This is a genomic window from Vibrio diazotrophicus (genome assembly GCF_038452265.1).
GTDB classification, from domain to species: Bacteria; Pseudomonadota; Gammaproteobacteria; order Enterobacterales; family Vibrionaceae; genus Vibrio; species Vibrio diazotrophicus.
Map to the genome: position 1 here is coordinate 884,382 of NZ_CP151842.1, position 16,483 is coordinate 900,864.

The 16,483-nt window shown below is 42.6% G+C and carries 19 protein-coding genes; 10 read left to right on the forward strand and 9 right to left on the reverse strand.

Features of this window, described 5'->3' with window-relative positions:
- Positions 1-46 precede the first annotated feature (46 nt).
- The 3 genes from AAGA51_RS04040 to cysZ form a co-directional block, all read right to left on the reverse strand.
- The gene (locus AAGA51_RS04040) at positions 47-304 is read right to left on the reverse strand and encodes an HPr family phosphocarrier protein (protein WP_042486442.1); all 258 of its coding nucleotides are present in this window, start codon (positions 302-304) and stop codon (positions 47-49) included.
- Between the two features lie 296 nt (positions 305-600).
- Positions 601-1,569: a cysteine synthase A gene (gene cysK, locus AAGA51_RS04045; RefSeq protein ID WP_042486437.1), complete on the reverse strand. Its 969-nt coding sequence runs from the start codon at positions 1,567-1,569 to the stop codon at positions 601-603.
- A gap of 170 nt (positions 1,570-1,739) precedes the next feature.
- Positions 1,740-2,483, reverse strand: a complete 744-nt coding sequence (gene cysZ / locus AAGA51_RS04050; protein WP_042486434.1) for a sulfate transporter CysZ — start codon at positions 2,481-2,483, stop codon at positions 1,740-1,742.
- Between the two features lie 238 nt (positions 2,484-2,721).
- On the opposite strand from cysZ, the gene zipA reads away from it, so the two are divergent.
- From zipA to cueR, 5 genes are all read left to right on the forward strand, one after another.
- Entirely contained in the window at positions 2,722-3,579 is an 858-nt protein-coding gene (gene zipA, locus AAGA51_RS04055; protein WP_042486431.1) for a cell division protein ZipA, read from the forward strand.
- Positions 3,580-3,643: 64 nt separating this feature from the next.
- Positions 3,644-5,653: an NAD-dependent DNA ligase LigA gene (gene ligA / locus AAGA51_RS04060; protein ID WP_042486428.1), complete on the forward strand. Its 2,010-nt coding sequence runs from the start codon at positions 3,644-3,646 to the stop codon at positions 5,651-5,653.
- Positions 5,654-6,140: 487 nt separating this feature from the next.
- Entirely contained in the window at positions 6,141-7,145 is a 1,005-nt protein-coding gene (gene chiP / locus AAGA51_RS04065; RefSeq protein ID WP_042486426.1) for a chitoporin, read from the forward strand.
- Positions 7,146-7,221: 76 nt separating this feature from the next.
- Positions 7,222-8,028, forward strand: a complete 807-nt coding sequence (locus AAGA51_RS04070) for a lipoprotein (protein ID WP_042486423.1) — start codon at positions 7,222-7,224, stop codon at positions 8,026-8,028.
- Positions 8,029-8,090: 62 nt separating this feature from the next.
- On the forward strand, positions 8,091-8,495 hold the full coding sequence (cueR, locus tag AAGA51_RS04075) for a Cu(I)-responsive transcriptional regulator (protein ID WP_042486420.1): 405 nt from the start codon (positions 8,091-8,093) through the stop codon (positions 8,493-8,495).
- 63 nt (positions 8,496-8,558) lie between these two features.
- Here cueR and AAGA51_RS04080 read toward each other — a convergent pair whose 3' ends face one another.
- The 5 genes from AAGA51_RS04080 to AAGA51_RS04100 form a co-directional block, all read right to left on the reverse strand.
- Positions 8,559-9,008, reverse strand: a complete 450-nt coding sequence (locus AAGA51_RS04080; protein ID WP_042486418.1) for an NfeD family protein — start codon at positions 9,006-9,008, stop codon at positions 8,559-8,561.
- A complete protein-coding gene (locus tag AAGA51_RS04085; protein ID WP_042486415.1) occupies positions 9,005-9,934 on the reverse strand; it encodes an SPFH domain-containing protein in 930 nt (309 codons plus the stop codon). The genes AAGA51_RS04080 and AAGA51_RS04085 overlap by 4 nt, the downstream gene beginning before the upstream one ends.
- Before the next feature lie 159 nt (positions 9,935-10,093).
- Entirely contained in the window at positions 10,094-10,948 is an 855-nt protein-coding gene (locus tag AAGA51_RS04090) for a thioredoxin family protein (RefSeq protein ID WP_042486412.1), read from the reverse strand.
- 341 nt (positions 10,949-11,289) lie between these two features.
- Positions 11,290-12,117, reverse strand: a complete 828-nt coding sequence (locus AAGA51_RS04095; RefSeq protein WP_042486410.1) for an SDR family oxidoreductase — start codon at positions 12,115-12,117, stop codon at positions 11,290-11,292.
- An 18-nt stretch (positions 12,118-12,135) separates the two neighbouring features.
- Positions 12,136-13,050, reverse strand: a complete 915-nt coding sequence (locus tag AAGA51_RS04100; RefSeq protein ID WP_042486406.1) for a TIGR01777 family oxidoreductase — start codon at positions 13,048-13,050, stop codon at positions 12,136-12,138.
- A gap of 205 nt (positions 13,051-13,255) precedes the next feature.
- Between AAGA51_RS04100 and AAGA51_RS04105 the strand changes: the two genes are divergently transcribed.
- From AAGA51_RS04105 to yfcE, 5 genes are read left to right on the forward strand one after another with little or no spacing between them, the layout of a single operon-like run.
- Positions 13,256-13,990 carry a DUF1538 domain-containing protein gene (locus tag AAGA51_RS04105; RefSeq protein WP_042486403.1) on the forward strand — a complete coding sequence of 245 codons (735 nt, stop codon included), beginning with the start codon at positions 13,256-13,258 and terminating at the stop codon, positions 13,988-13,990.
- The gene (locus AAGA51_RS04110) at positions 13,987-14,796 is read left to right on the forward strand and encodes a DUF1538 domain-containing protein (RefSeq protein WP_042486399.1); all 810 of its coding nucleotides are present in this window, start codon (positions 13,987-13,989) and stop codon (positions 14,794-14,796) included. Before AAGA51_RS04105 ends, AAGA51_RS04110 begins: the two co-directional genes overlap by 4 nt.
- Positions 14,786-15,136 (forward strand): P-II family nitrogen regulator, encoded by a 351-nt coding sequence (locus tag AAGA51_RS04115; RefSeq protein WP_042486396.1) that lies wholly within the window; start codon positions 14,786-14,788, stop codon positions 15,134-15,136. Before AAGA51_RS04110 ends, AAGA51_RS04115 begins: the two co-directional genes overlap by 11 nt.
- Positions 15,133-15,540, forward strand: coding sequence for a CBS domain-containing protein (locus AAGA51_RS04120; RefSeq protein ID WP_042486393.1), 408 nt, complete (start codon positions 15,133-15,135; stop codon positions 15,538-15,540). The genes AAGA51_RS04115 and AAGA51_RS04120 overlap by 4 nt, the downstream gene beginning before the upstream one ends.
- Positions 15,541-15,585: 45 nt before the next feature.
- The gene (gene yfcE / locus AAGA51_RS04125) at positions 15,586-16,158 is read left to right on the forward strand and encodes a phosphodiesterase (protein WP_042486391.1); all 573 of its coding nucleotides are present in this window, start codon (positions 15,586-15,588) and stop codon (positions 16,156-16,158) included.
- Positions 16,159-16,199: 41 nt separating this feature from the next.
- On the opposite strand, the gene AAGA51_RS04130 is transcribed toward yfcE, so the two are convergent.
- Positions 16,200-16,478 (reverse strand): SelT/SelW/SelH family protein, encoded by a 279-nt coding sequence (locus AAGA51_RS04130; protein ID WP_042486389.1) that lies wholly within the window; start codon positions 16,476-16,478, stop codon positions 16,200-16,202.
- Positions 16,479-16,483: the final 5 nt, after the last annotated feature.

The window sequence follows — 16,483 nt, forward strand, 5'->3', positions numbered from 1 at the left end:
AGCCACTTTGGTTGTCCAAAATGGCTTTGAATTGGAATAGACCTGATTAGTGAAGTTGGTCCATTAGTGCTACTAGGTGGTCAACAGCTTTTTGAGCTTGAGGACCTTCTGCAGAGATAGTTACTACAGTGCCTTTAACTAGACCTAGTGTTTGAAGCTTGAATAGGCTCTTAGCACTAGCACTTTTGCCGTTAGAAGTAACAGTGATATCCGCATCGAAAGCTTTAGCTTCTTTAACGAATTGTGCCGCAGGACGAGTGTGAAGACCGTTTTCTGCAGTAATTTCTACTTTCTTCTCGTACATGTGATATACCCCAATAATTTATTTTTTGTAAGTTTATTAACCAGTTTTAGCTTAACCTTAGAAGCGCGTTTCTGCTAGCAGAGTAACGTGCTTTTCGTGTTAGAACTGATACTGATCTAAAATTCGTCAATCGTATTGCCTGTGAGTTGGCGATTACCATTGAACTGGAATTTTTATTGCTTCTTTATTTTGAAGCTAAAAATAAAACAGGGTGATATTACCAAAGGTAGAAATAGGATCAACAAAAAAGCCCCATCAAGGGGCTTTTTTAAATGAAAAATTGATTTAACCACATATTACTGTTGGTTTTCTTTTTCCGTGAAAATGCCAGCAAATAGGGCTGTACTTAGGTAACGTTCACCTGAACTTGGCAGTACGGTTACAATTGTTTTTCCTTCAAATTCAGGAAGTTCAGCCAAACGGTTAGCTGCAACAACTGCTGCACCTGAAGAGATACCTGCAAGGATACCTTCCTCTTCCATTAGGCGGCGAGCCATATCAATTGCTTCGTCAGAAGTTACTGTTTCAACGCGGTCAATTAGGTCTAAATCTAGGTTACCTGGGATAAAACCTGCGCCGATACCTTGAATTTTGTGTGGAGCAGGTTGAATTTCATCACCCGCAAGCGCTTGAGTGATGACTGGAGATTCCGCTGGCTCAACAGCAACAGAGATAATTGCTTTACCTTTTTCACCTTTAATGAAACGGCTTGTACCTGTTAGCGTACCACCAGTACCTACACCTGCAACGAACACATCAACTTGGCCGTCAGTCGCGTCCCAAATTTCAGGGCCTGTGGTTTTTTCATGGATTTGAGGGTTTGCTGGGTTGTTGAATTGTTGTAGAAGCAGATACTTTTCTGGGTTGCTTGCAACAATTTCTTCCGCTTTAGCAATAGCACCTTTCATGCCTTTTGCTGCTTCAGTCAGCTCTAGATTAGCACCTAGTGCTTTAAGTAGTTTACGGCGCTCCAAGCTCATTGACTCAGGCATAGTCAGTGTCAATTTGTAACCGCGAGCAGCAGCAACAAACGCAAGAGCAATACCAGTGTTACCACTTGTTGGTTCTACTAATTCAACGCCAGGCTTAAGTGTACCTTGTTTTTCTGCTTCCCAAATCATGTTTGCACCGATACGGCATTTAACGCTAAAGCTTGGGTTGCGAGATTCAATTTTCGCTAATACTTTTCCTTTGCTGACTTTATTTAGTCGTACTAGAGGAGTGTTGCCAATAGTAAGAGAGTTGTCTTCGTAGATTTTGCTCATTGTTATATTCCTTCATTACGCATGTTTGGGTATCGGTATAACGATACGTTAGCGGATACAAAAAGAGCATATGTGCTCACTTAAAAAGGTAAAAGGATTAAATCGTTATATCTTATAGATAGAAGAGATCTTTCAGCAGTTTACCTAACTTAAGTTATGACATTGCCTTATTAACTTTTGTAATCTTGTTTAAACTCGTTCACCCACATCGCGGTGGCGCCGCAAACAGCGACAGGCATTACGATTAGATTAATAATAGGTATTGTTGTCAGAAAGGCGACCAGAATACCGAAGCCATAAGCTTTGCTTTGTTTTTGTTTCAAACTGTTTCTCATGTCCTGAAAGGACACTTTGTGGTTATCAAACGGGTAGTCGCAGTATTGAATCGCAAGCATCCATGCAGTGAAGATAAACCATGCAAAAGGGCCTATGGTTTGCCCAACAGCAGGAATCAACAGCAGGATGAATAGCCCAAGCGCTTTAGGTAATACATAAAGCAGCTTTCGCCATTCTCGAGCCATAATTCGCGGAACGTCTTTGACGAAATCTAATACTCCATCATCATTCACTTTGTCTCCAATCATTTTCTGTTCTACTTTTTCAGCCAGTAACCCGTTGAACGGTGCGGCAATAAAGTTAGCTAATGTGCTGAAGAAGTATGAAAACGTTGCAAGAATCGTAAGTACTAGCAGTGGCCACAGAATGTAACTTAGCCAAGATAGGAAGCTAGGAATGTGTCCCATCCAACTGTTAATCCATTCATCTAAATGGATGAAAAGATAATATAAGGCTCCGCCTACTAATAATATGTTGGCCAGCAGTGGTAGAATCACGAAACGTCGAATGCCGGGTGATACCGCCAGTTCGAATCCGTAGAAAAAATAACCCAAGCCTGAGCGCTGTTTCAAATGCATAGCTTATTCCATGTCTTATTAAAGTGTCATAAGGATGAGCATTCTATTGTAACCAAGCAAAATCAGAATGAAAGAATGCTAAAAATCTCATTGTTATCTCAACTTATAACATTAAGTTGTTCTAAATCGGGGTAGAGTTTTGGTAGAGTATCTGGATATAAGAAATTTTGCCTCTGGTTGACGTTCTTAGAAAGCGTGAAATTCAGGACATCAAAAATCGAGAAACCGAGAGTTTAAGATGCAGGAATTGCGATTCGTACTCATTATTGTTGGCGCGCTAGCGATAGCCGCTTTGCTATTTCATGGTCTGTGGACCAGTAAGAAAGAAGGGAAATCCAAGTTCGGCGATAAGCCGCTTGGCAAATTAGAGGTTGATCAAGAAGATACAGTACCATCGCGTGCATTTGCTCCGGAAGATGATTACGAGATTATTCGTAAGGATCGTAAAGAGCCTGATTTTGGTTTGTCCGATACTGCGCCTGAAGCTGATCCTTTAATTTCTGATTACGAACCAACCGTTGATGCTACAACTGCTATTAATACTGTTGAAGAAGAGATAGAACTTGAAGTGCCTTCGATGGTTGTTGAGAAATACAACGATGAGGCAGTGACTGATTCAGTAACTGAAGTTAAGCCTGAGGCAACGGATAACAAAGAGCCAAAATCGGATGAAATGGAAGTCATCGTTCTAAATGTCCATTGTGCAGGTAATGACCCCTTTGTGGGTACTAAGCTGTTCGATAGCATGCAACAAAACGGTCTACTCTACGGTGAAATGGATATCTTCCATCGTCATGCCGATATGTCTGGAACGGGCAAAGTGCTGTTTAGCGTCGCAAACATGATGCAACCTGGAACACTAAAGCACGATGACCCAGCGGAGTTTACGACTAAAGGTATTTCATTCTTTATGACTTTGCCTTGTTTCGGAGACCCTGCTCAGAACTTCAAGTTGATGTTGAAAACAGCACAGCAAATAGCAGATGATCTGAGCGGTAACGTACTGGACGATTCTCGTAACATGATGACTCCAGATCGATTAGATGCTTATAGAAAACAAATTCAAGATTTCAAGATCAAAGCTGCTCAGCAGTAAGTGAACAGTTATTATTAAAAGGCTCCAAGTCGGAGCCTTTTTTCATGATTCGAGAGAATAAGAAATGCAAAACGTAGAGCAAAGACTAAAAGAACTAAGAGAAACGCTACATATTCACGCGATTCGCTATTACGTTGAAGATGATCCGACCATTCCTGATGCCGAATATGACCGTTTAATGCGTGAGTTACTCGATTTGGAGGAAGCTCATCCAGAGTTAGTTACTGCTGATTCGCCAAGCCAACGAGTCGGTGGCATGCCATTAAGTGGGTTTGAACCTGTGACCCATGAAATTCCGATGTTGTCTTTGGACAATGCATTTGATGACGATGAGTTAAACGCATTTAATCGTCGAATGGGCGACCGTGTTGCTGCTGCCAAACAAGCTGAATTTTGTTGCGAACCTAAGCTCGATGGTCTTGCGGTTAGCCTGCTTTATGAAAATGGCGTTTTAGTCAGAGCAGCAACCCGAGGTGATGGCGCTACGGGCGAAAATATCACTGAAAACGTGCGCACTATAAAGTCTATTCCTTTAAAACTGCAAGGTGATTCATGGCCGTTACGCATAGAAGTGCGTGGCGAAGTGTTTATGCCAAAAGCGGGTTTTGAACGCATGAATGAGCTTGCGGTGAAAAAAGGTGAAAAGGTATTTGTTAACCCTCGAAATGCAGCTGCAGGGAGCCTACGTCAGCTTGATTCACGTATTACGGCAAAACGTCCTTTAGCTTTTTATGCGTACAGCGTAGGTGTGATTGAAGGTGGAGAGCTTTCATCGAGTCACTACGATCGCTTTATTCAGTTGAAAGGCTGGGGGCTACCAATGTGCCCAGAAACCAGAAGAGTTAAGTCTCTTGATGACGTAAAAGCTTATTATCAAGATATTCTGCAGCGTCGAGCTGAGCTACCTTATGAAATTGACGGTGTTGTGATCAAGCTGGATGATATTGCGCTTCAGGAACAGCTTGGTTTTGTTGCTCGAGCACCACGCTGGGCAATTGCGTACAAATTCCCTGCTCAAGAAGAAATGACGATCTTGAACGATGTTGAGTTTCAAGTTGGCCGAACTGGGGCGATTACCCCTGTGGCTAAACTGGACCCAGTATTTGTCGGTGGGGTGACAGTCAGTAATGCAACCTTACACAATGCCGATGAAATTGAGCGTCTGGGCGTGAAAATTGGTGATACCGTTATTATTCGCCGCGCCGGGGATGTGATTCCTCAAATCGTTTCAGTTGTGCGGGAGCTACGCCCTGAAACGGCTCGAGATATTATGTTCCCGGTCACTTGCCCAGTATGCCAATCCTCAGTTGAACGTGTGGAAGGCGAAGCCGTTGCGCGTTGTACTGGCGGATTAGTCTGTCAAGCGCAGCGCAAAGAAGCGCTCAAGCACTTTGTATCCCGCAAAGCTTTGGATGTTGATGGGTTAGGTGACAAAGTTATCGAACAACTGGTAGATAAAGAAATGGTGGTGACCCCTGCTGATTTATTTAAATTACGAGCAGGTGAGCTAACCATTTTGGAACGCATGGGGCCAAAATCGGCGCAAAACATCGTCAATGCGCTTGAGAAATCCAAGCAAACTACACTACCACGCTTCCTCTATTCGCTGGGTATAAGAGAAGTTGGTGAAGCGACAGCGTTGAACTTAGCTCAATACTTCTCAAATCTAGGGGCGATTAGCCAAGCTTCAGTGGAGCAGTTAATCGCAGTACCTGATGTTGGCAATGTGGTTGCTAATCATATTCACAGTTTCTTTGCCCAAGAGAACAACAATAAAGTGATTCAGGAATTGATTGAGCTTGGTGTTGAGTGGAGTGATATAGAACCTCAAAGCGAAGACGCCCCTCAGCCATTGGCAGGAAAAGTGGTTGTCCTAACAGGCTCTCTGTCGCAACTTTCTCGCAATGATGCCAAAGCCGCTCTTCAGGCTTTAGGTGCGAAAGTGACAGGAAGTGTTTCCAAAAATACAGATATACTTTTTGCGGGCGAAGCGGCTGGCTCGAAATTAGCAAAGGCGCAAGAGCTTGGTATTGAGATTCGCAACGAACAAGATTTGTTAGACTTAATGAAGTAACAACAGTTATTTATCAAAAAGCCTCTGTAATTTATTACTGAGGCTTTATTTTTATGCGTAAAATAACTTTAAACATATCCGTTACAACCGCAACTCTCTCCCCCAGTCTTTCAAATGTAACAGTTTGCATCTTTATGAAATCTTCTTGGAAAATATGCGATGTAATTCAACTAATATAAAATTGAATTTATTTAAATGTTTGTTTTTTAATTAAATTTGTATTTGTTTCATATTGTGTATTTGAGATTGAGATCTCGATCACTTACTCGATTAAAGTTTGCTCAAGTTCATATTTTTTTAGTCGAAAATTAAGTTCTCATTGATGTTTTACTCCATAAAGTTAGTCTAGTTGCATGAATGTACTCGTGCATTCAGAGTTTTTAGAGCGAAGTTAATCGCATTAAAGCTCGAAATATAAGTCTTCTCTTCGGCGGCCAACTTAAGAGAGACGAAACAAACAGCTATGTCTATTTTTAGGAGTTTTTCCATGGAAAAAGTATTTAAACGCACGCTTATCGGTGCGGCAGTCGCTATCGCTTCAACTTCTGCATTCGCAGAAGGCGAAACAGGTCAAATCGGCGTACTTTCAGATTTTAATGTTCAAGCATACGGTGTTGCGGCTATCTCTGCATTCTATCAAGAAGATGGAAATGGCTATGACTATGAGAACGAATCACGCATTGGTTTCCGTGCGAGCAAAGACATGTTCGATAACGTTAACGTATTCATGCAAATCGAATCAGGTTATGTAGGCGAAGATGGTAAAGGTTCTACCCTTGGTGCTCGTGATACTTTCTTAGGTTTGCAAGGTGACTGGGGTAAAGTTCGCTTTGGTCGTATGTTAACACCTCTATACGAAATCGTTGACTGGCCATACTCAAACCCTGGTTTAGGCCGTGTGTTTGACTGGGGCGGCGACGTTAAAGCTCACTATGACCGTAAAGGCGATATTGCACGCTATGATTCACCAGCATTTGGTGGTTTGACTTTTAATGCGTCTGTTGGTCGTGGTGATAAAGATGTAGATGGCTCGAACCACGTAGGTTTCGGTGTTCACTATAATGTTGCTGATATAGTGACATTACATGGTGGCTATGAGTCGAATTCAAAATACAATGGCACAGCCTTTGATTCAACAGCATACATTGTTGGTTTTGAACTGCCTCTACCTGCTGGTTTTGGTTTAGCTGGTGCTTACAAGTTTAGTGAAGGTGAGTCTAAAACTGTTGCTGGTCAGGAAGGTGAGCAGGGTCAATACTCTATCATCGGTCAATACTGGAACGGCCCATGGGGCGTGAAAGTAGGTTACGCAGCTAACCTAGATTCGGAAGTGGCTAGCACCAAGCAAAACGATGACGATGAAGTTTTGTCTGCTCAGTTAATGTATGTGAAGAACGGTTTTGTTCCTTACCTACGTGTGGGCCAACATGACGCTTACAACTCTGACGACAAGAAAGCATTTGTACGTATCGGTATGGAATACGGCTTCTAATCGTAGCTAATTACCTTTCTTAATAAAAACGCCGGCCTAGTGCCGGTGTTTTACCTAGCTCCCAAGGATAATAAGTATGAAGAAAAATATAACATCATTGATAATTTCAACAGTGTTGATTCTAAGTGGCTGCAGCACTTTAGATAGTTCTAGTACATTTGATGATGTCGCGAGCTCGGTCAAAGAGAGACATAACTATGTTCAGGTTGTCGCAAAAGAAATTATGCCGGATACCAAAGCGGTTACCGGTGCTGATGTTGTAAAATCTTCACTCTTCTATGTTGGCAATTATGCAAAAGAAGCCAATGCAGATGTAAAAGGGTCGTATGTTGATATGAGTGTTACAACATTTAAAAGCTACGACCGTTTCGATAACGTTACTGTGAGTAATGAAAGCAATTCTATTGTTGATTATCGCCCTGTAGCGGAAACTTGTACTGAACATTGTACTGTTACTCAGTGGTTCCAATTCCCTTTGAGTGAAGAAAAAATATCCCAGTTCACAGGCGATGAAGTTGAGTTCACCTTAGCTTCTAAGACTGACAAGAATGTTGTGCAGTTCTCTGTGCCTAAAGCCTATTTTGAAGCGGTAAAACATGAAGCGGCTTATGCAATGAGTAAACAACCTCAGCAAGTCGTTCCGGTCACTACGCTACCAGCCGAGATTAAGAGTCAATCTCAAAACATGGTTCAATACTGGTTCAATGAAGGTACCGCTGAAGAGCAAAAACAATTTGCAGACTGGGCGTTCAGCCAAAGAACGTCTGTCACGAACATGATTAAGACCGATAGTAAGCCCGTGGAAATGATGGCTTATTGGTATGACAAAGCAAGCAAGGCTGAGAAGTCAGAAATCTTAGCTTGGTTAATTCGTCAGGAGTAATTGCTATTTCGACTAATTAGAGGCATGGTTTAACCATGTCTTTTATTAGTAATAGTTGAACAATGAACATCAGTGAAGTCTCAAAAAAGACTGGTCTGACAGCTAAATCGATCAGGCTGTATGAAGAAAAAGGGTTAATTAAACCGCCACATCGCTTAGACAATGGCTACCGAGATTACCATGAGCAACATGTCGCCGATCTCAATCTGATTGCACGATGCAAAGGCGTTGGGTTCAGTCTTGATGAGTGTAAAGCGATGCTCAACTTGGCCAATGATCCTGAAAGAAGTAGTTTCGCTGTGAAAGAGAAAGCACAGCAGAAGCTAAAAAGTGTTGAGCAGAAGTTGAAAGAATTGACCGTTATAAAACAGCAGTTAGAACTATGGATTCAGGAATGCCCCGGTGATGAGGGGAGTGAATGTCCGATCATCGACGATTTGAAAGGACAATGCTGTAAAACGAAATAATGCAAGCCAACACATAAGTTGTAGGCTTGCATTTTCTGTATTTAGACAGCGGTTTACTTTTGCTTAGATAGGTTCAACTTTCACGACAATACCATCTACATGGATAACTTTGACTCGCGTTCCTGCTTTTAGCGGCACATCGCATTCTGCTGTCCATGTGGTGTCACCCAGAATCAAGCGAAACTGACCGGCTTCAACATCCTGTTCAACAACCGAAGTTTTGCCGATGAGTTGCTTGTCTTTCTGATTAAGTTCTCTGTGCGCATCGTCTTCCTTGTCTGTAGAGAGTTGCTTCCTCCACCATAACCAGGTGGTGATTAATGAGAAACTCGCGAATGACATCCATTGCAGTTGCCAACCAATCGGTAGGAAAACGACAACAACTCCCACAATAAGCGCCGAGATCCCCAACCAAAGAAAATACCCTGCGGTTCCAATCAGTTCGACGGCTAACAGACATAAGCCAAGAGCTAACCAATGCCAATGGTTTAGCTGAGTTAAAAATTCAATCAAGAATCAGCCTCTTTTTTGTTGGTTTGTTTAAACATTTCGGCAATACCAGCCACGGAACCCATCAAGCCAGTTGCTTCTAGCGGAAGCATAATGATTTTGCCATTCTCTGCCTGACCGATAGCTTTTAGAGCGTCAGTATATCCTTGTGCAATGAAGTAGTTCACCGCTTGCATATCACCTTGTGCGATGGCTTGAGAGACCATTTCTGTCGCTCTTGCTTCTGCCTCAGCTGCACGCTCACGGGCCTCTGCCTGTAAGATGGCTGCCTGCTTTTCACCTTCCGCTTTTAGAATTTCAGATTGTTTTTGACCTTCTGCTTTCAATATTTCAGCTTGGCGAACACCTTCAGCTTCTAATATGGAGGCTCGTTTCATCCGTTCTGCCTTCATTTGCGCATTCATGGCTTCTGTCAAATCGGTTGGTGGCTGAACATCTTTGATTTCTATACGTGTGACTTTAACGCCCCAAGGGTTAGTTGCTTGGTCAACAATTGACAGCAGTTTAGTGTTGATCATATCTCGCTGACTGAGCATCTCATCAAGTTCCAAAGAACCCAGTACAGTACGCATGTTAGTCAAAGTCAGGTTACGAATCGCGTTTTCTAAATCGTTGACTTCATAAGCAGCTTTAGCGGCATCGATGACTTGAACAAAGCAGACCGCATCGATTACAACATTTGCGTTGTCTTTACTGATGACTTCCTGGGCTGGAATATCAAGCACTCGTTCCATCATATTGATTTTACGACCAACGTGATCGATGAACGGAATAATGATGTTGAGCCCCGGCTTTAGGCTATGAGTGTAACGGCCAAAGCGTTCTACCGTCCAGTTGTTGCCTTGAGGTACGGTTTTAACTGCTGAAAAAATAAAAACAATTGCTAGAAAAACAAACACACCGATAGCAATGAGTGAATCAAAAGCCATAACACATGTCCTTAATAAGTTAATTATGTAAGAAGAGATGGAAACTCCCTAAATGCAGTGTGTGGTATAGAGAAGAATTGAACAATATTTAGGCATGGGTTTTGTAGTAAAGTTCAGAAAAAAGGCAGGTATTATTAACCTGCCTATCTATAGTGCTGACTAGTAAAGAAGTGAGTATAACTGACGGCGATACTTGCTTGCGATGCTATTGCTTTGGCCTATAGCACTGAGTATGTCCATAAACGTCTTTTTCATCTCTCCATCTAAGGTATTCAGATCCGATTTTAGGAATCGCCATAATAGTTCTAGGGCATCTTCATCTCGTTTAACTTGATGATACTGAGTGGCCAGTTCAACTGCGATTTTTGCATCTTGAGGGTTTTCTGATAATGCAGCTTCTAATGCTTGAATTTCTGGGCTGTTAGACGCTTGATCATGCAGCTCTAGTTTCGCCATTAAGCTTTTGTAGTAACCGTCTTGATATTCCAATGGGATGAATTCCAGCTCAGCTTTTGCCGCTTCTATCTGACCTGATTCAATAAAACAATCAGCAAGAGCAAGTTTTACATCGCCTTTACTTTTTAGTTCTTCTGGCAGTGAAAGAAGCAGAGGAAGAGCTTGTTGGTGTTGTTGTGCTTGCACTAGCTCTAATGCTTGGTTCAGCGTCATTTCGTCTTGGCTAGGTAAATGACGGTTAAGCATTTTTTTCACGGCTTCAATTGGCTGAGGTCCACCGATACCATCAACAGGCTGACCATTGATAAATAAAGCGATAGTCGGTAAAGATTGAACACCAAATTGGGCAGCAATCTCTTGTTCATCCTGACAGTTCAGCATTGCTAGTGTAAATACACCATTGTATTGCTGAGTGAGTTGTTGCAGCGCCGGAATCATCTGCGCGCTTTCTTGGCTTATCGGCGCCCAAAAGTAAAATAGAATTGGAGTAGATGCTGAACTTTCGAGTACCTGACGAAAGTTTTGTTGATTAACGTCAACGATAAATGGTGACTGCATGGACATTCCTTTTCGCTCCTGAATTTTGAGCACTGTAGTATGTACTTTACATTGGGGCACTATGAAGAATTTCAAGCCACTAATTACAAGATGAAGGCTAGAATAGAGAAACAAAAACGCCACCAATTGGTGGCGTTTTTGTTGATATAGCAGGGTATTAGAGCGTCACAATTAAAATGAGTGCAATACAAATACCAAGCCAATTACACTGGTTTAATGTCATAGATGAACTCAACACACCTTACTCAATACAAATAATTTGCTTAATATCTGCGCAGTATCAATGGTAAATGTTGCGAATAAATGACAATTCTATTTTTAACAAAAAATTTTGATTAATTTCACGCCGCTTTGTAGAGCAATTTGTCCAACATCGCGCTGGGTAACACTCGCTTTAAAATTGCCGCAACTTTGGTTGGTGTTGTTACCCTATAACGTAATTTTGGCTTGGCAGACTCTAAAGCATGGATCAAAGGTTCTAAGCAGGCCTCTGGGGGAAGTACGAAACGATTATTGGAAGTCTCTTTAGCTAAACGAGCCAATTGAGCTTCATATTCAGAGTGATGAACACTCTCTTGTATGTTTATCCATTGTTTAAACGCTTGTAATGCATTTGCTCTAAACTCAGTTTCTATTGGTCCTGGTTCAATAATGCTAATTCTTATGTTGGTATGTCTTAACTCAAGACGGAGAGTATCTGTCCAACCTTCTAGAGCAAACTTCGAGGTATTGTAAGCGCCTCTGTATTTCATGGCGGCAAAACCTAAGATCGAGCTGTTTTGTACAATGCGCCCATGTCCTTGTTGGCGAAAGTGAGGCAGTAGCGCTGTGGTTAGTGTATGCCAACCAAATAGGTTGGTTTCCAGCTGCTGGCGTAATGCTTGGGTTGGTAAATCTTCTAATGCACCTGGTTGACCATAGGCGCCGTTGTTAAATAAAGCGGAAAGCTTGTGGTTTGAAAGCTCAAGAGCTTGCTCTACTGCTCGTTTAATACTCGCTTCATCAGCCAGATCGAGTTGGATGCAGGTTAGTCCTTCGTTGTTGAGCCTTTGTACATCTTGTTGTTTTCTGCAAGACGCAATCACTTGATACCCTCGGTTATGCAAGGCGTGAGCCGCCATATAACCTATGCCCGAAGAGCAACCTGTGATTAATATTGAATGCGTCATGAATATTCCTATATAAAACTAATTGGCGTACTGAAGTAGGTTTTTTAGTGCGGGTTCAATGTGAGAAAACTGAAACTGGAACTCTAGCTCAGTCAGTTTTTTGGGCTTTGCACGCATGCTATCAAGCAACAGTTCAGAAGCTTCACCCATGAGTAATTTTATCGCCCATTTAGGCGTGAATAAAAAGTGCGGGCGTTTAATTGCAGAGGCTAAACATTGGCTAAACAGTGCATTGGTTGCAGGGTGTGGAGCGCATAAGTTAAATGCACCTTGAGCATGCTCTGTCCTCAACAAGAACACAATAGCCTGCACCATGTCTGTCATATGTATCCAAGGGACATATTGTTGTCCAGAGCCAATAGGACCGCCTAATCCCAACTTATATGGTGGGAGCATTTTCTGTAGTGCGCCACCAGCGGGGGAAAGCACGACACCCGTTCTCAATAAGCATACTCTTGTCCTGTCTGATTGCGCTCTCAGAGCAATTTGTTCCCATTTGTCACACACTTGATGGGAAAAGCTTTGATGGTGAACATGCAGACTTTCGTCAAAAGGATGAGACTGTTGGTCTCCGTAATAGCCGACGGCAGAGCCACTGATCAATACTGCTGGTGGTTTAGTGCTGGCATGAATCAGCGACACCAGCTGCTCGGTAATGTCCCACCGACTGCGGCATATGCGTAATTTTTGTTTTCGGCTCCAGCGTTTATTGGCAATGGGCTCGCCAGCCAAGTTGATCACCGCATCGAAATGATTGAGGTCTTGTAAATCAAACAAAGAGTTAATGAAGTTGAGATTGCCACTCCGAATATGGCTTAACTGACGCTTTGCATTTTCTGTGTTGCGCGTTAATACGGTTACTTGTTCGGTCATCAGTAGCTTTAACAATTCACGCCCGATAAAACCAGTTCCGCCAGTGATAAGTATATTCATAGCCTCTCCTTTGCTACCTAAGTATAGGCAGTATCTACAAGCTCATTCGCAGCACAGCTGTTGTTACCAGAGTACGAGATTCAGTGAGAACTTCCAATACACTGTTTTTACTTGTGATAATTTTTTACTCAGCCCTGTACCTAGGTCACACCAACTTTAGGGTTCTTTTGCCATGATGAGTCATAACAATTGTTATGGGGGAAATATGTCAGGATTGACAGCACTATTTAAAGCGATGTTAGCGAGTATGCGAGACCTGATGCCAATCGTGATGGTTATAGCCTTTTTTCAATTGTTTGTTTTACAAGATGTTCTACCTAATTTCTTAAGCGTTTTATTTGGACTGGTCCTTGTCGTTTTGGGGCTTACTTTTTTTATATTTGGTTTAGAAATGGGGCTGTTTCCGATAGGGGAATCGATGGCTCAAGCGTTTGCTCGCAAGGGGAGCGCATTCTGGCTGCTGGCATTTGCGTTTTGTCTTGGCTTCGGAACGACGATTGCTGAACCAGCACTTACCTCCATTGCAACAGAAGCCGCCAAAGTGGCCGCCGAAGGAGGGATGATTACACATTCAGAGCAAGAAATGGAAAGATACGCTAACGGACTTAGGCTAACCGTTGCTTTATCTGTGGGTATTGCCATTGTGATAGGAGTCATTCGCATCGTTAAAGGCTGGCCGATTCATTACATGATAGCGATAGGTTACATTGGAGTTGTGGTAATGACAGCTTTTGCTCCACCAAGCATCATCGGTATTGCCTACGATTCCGGCGGTGTAACCACTTCAACCATTACAGTCCCCTTAGTCACAGCTCTTGGTATTGGCCTTGCTTCTGCTATTAAAGGCAGAAATCCGATGCTTGATGGATTTGGTCTTATCGCGTTTGCCTCTCTATTGCCGATGATTTTTGTCATGGTATTCGGCATGGTGATGACATGATTTCACTTGGCACTTTTTATTCCACACTCATATCCACTCTTCAGGATGTCTTTCCGATAGCCGTGATCATTGCAGGTTTTCAATTTGTTGTTTTGCGTAAACCACTCGCGAACCCAATGAGAGTGTTAATCGGATTCGCCTATGTGATTTTTGGTCTTACTCTGTTCCTGCTAGGGCTTGAGTTTGCGTTATTTCCTTTAGGAAAAACAATGGCGATGCAATTAACCTCGCCCGACTTACTGACCGAATACCGGTTGAGTATTGGCGACAAATTGCAATGGGTTGATTACTACTGGGTATATTTGTTTGCTTTCAGCATTGGTTTTAGTACCACCATTGCTGAACCTTCGTTGATAGCCGTTGCTATCAAAGCAAATCAGGTATCCGGTGGTGCAATATCGGTCAATGGTTTGAGAATGGCTGTGGCGCTGGGTGTTGCGGTAGGTATTACCCTTGGCTGTTATCGGATTGTGGTCGGAGACCCCATTCATTACTACATTATCGCCGGGTACATTGTGGTGGTTATTCAGACATTTTTCGCACCTCAACTGATTACCCCTTTAGCTTATGACTCTGGAGGTGTAACGACTTCCACTGTAACCGTCCCGATTGTTGCAGCATTGGGACTTGGGCTGGCTTCGACAGTTCCAGGACGAAATCCGATGATTGATGGTTTTGGTCTTATCGCATTTGCCAGCTTATTTCCTATTATTTCGGTAATGGGATATGCACAAATTACTCAGTGGCTTAATCGAAAATCTGAGTGCACAGATGCAACTAGAAAGGAGAAAGACAATGCGGTTTAAGTTAATTCTGGCATTTGTCGAAGATGCAAAAACGGACTTAGTGCTTGATGCCGCAAGAGAAGCGGGGGCAACTGGCGCTACGGTTATTAATAACGCGCGAGGTGAAGGTTTAAATAAGAAGCGAACGTTTTTTGGTTTGACTTTAGAAGTTCAAAAAGACGTTATCTTGTTAGTTGTTGAAGAGCATTTAGCTCGGCATATCCTCGAAACAATCAATGAAGTGGGCGAATTTGATGCGACTTCAGGGCAGGGTATAGCTATTCAAATTGATATTGAAGATGCCGTAGGTGTAGCGCATCAGGTTGAACGCTTAACGAAAGTGGTGGAGGAAAATCTATGAATCGAGAAGACAAAGTTCGCGTCAGAGATGTTATGGCGGGCACCTATGTAATGGTTGATGGATTGACCACGGTATTTGAAGGTATATGCCTTGCTAAAAAGCATCAGGTGAAAGCCCTTATCGTCGACAAACGCCATGAAGATGATGAGTATGGAATTGTGTTGATGAATGACATCGCCAAAAAAGTTCTTGCGAAGAATCGCTCGCCTAAGCGAACCAATATTTATGAAATTATGACCAAACCAGCGTTATCTGTTTCGCCAGATATGAATGTGAAATATTGCGCGCGCCTGTTTGAACGCTTTGGTATAAGCAGAGCGCCAGTCATTGACGGAGGGAGAATCATTGGCATGGTGAGTTATAACAATATTGTGGTGAATGGCATGGTAAGAGATGACGACTAGTTGCTAAACCATTAAACTTATGTGGTTTTTGCTATGAGGTCTACGATGAAACTGTTTTTTGCTTCCGATTTGCACGGTTCTCTTCCCGCAACTGAAAAAGTCTTGTCTTTGTTTGAGCAATCAGAGGCGACAACGCTCGTCTTGCTAGGAGACCTTTTAAATCATGGACCTCGTAACCCGATACCTGAAGGCTACAACCCAGCAGCTGTAGCGGAGCGACTTAATCACTATGCTGACAAAATAGTAGCCGTACGAGGTAACTGTGATAGTGAAGTTGACCAGATGTTGCTGTCATTTCCGATGATGTCTGACTACGCATGGGTGATACTTGAATCTGGACAAAGAATCTTCCTCACTCACGGCCATCTTTACAACCAAGAAAACTGTCCAGCGATGGGGCAACGTGACATTCTGGTTCACGGACATACCCATATCCCATCTGCTCACGAGTGGGAAAAAGGCTTTTTCTTCAATCCGGGATCAGTGACATTCCCAAGAAATGACTTTGCACCCAGTTATGGCTTATTGGAAGACAACCAGCTTGTGGTTAAGTCTCTTGATGGTGGTGAAGTGATTGCTCAAGCAGACATTTCAAAAGAAACTGTTGACCCGTCCTGATATGGGTTGAAATAAAAGAAGAGCTCAAATGAGCTCTTCTTTTATTTTCTGTCTGAGTGGCCTAAGTCACGTTCAGGATCAATAAGATCTCTCACGCGCTGTTTTAACTCTTTTGCTTCTGGGAATCCGCCATCTTTCTTGCGTTCCCAGATCTGTACGTCGTTACAGAAAATCTCATATCTGCCGCCTGTATCTGGGTGGAGCGATACAGTTTCAATTTCTTCACTGAATGTGTGCAAAAGCTCCTGGCTTATCCAAGTTGCTCTTAGCATCCAGTTACATTGGCGACAGTAAAAAATGTCTATTTTTGCTTTGTCCATATGTT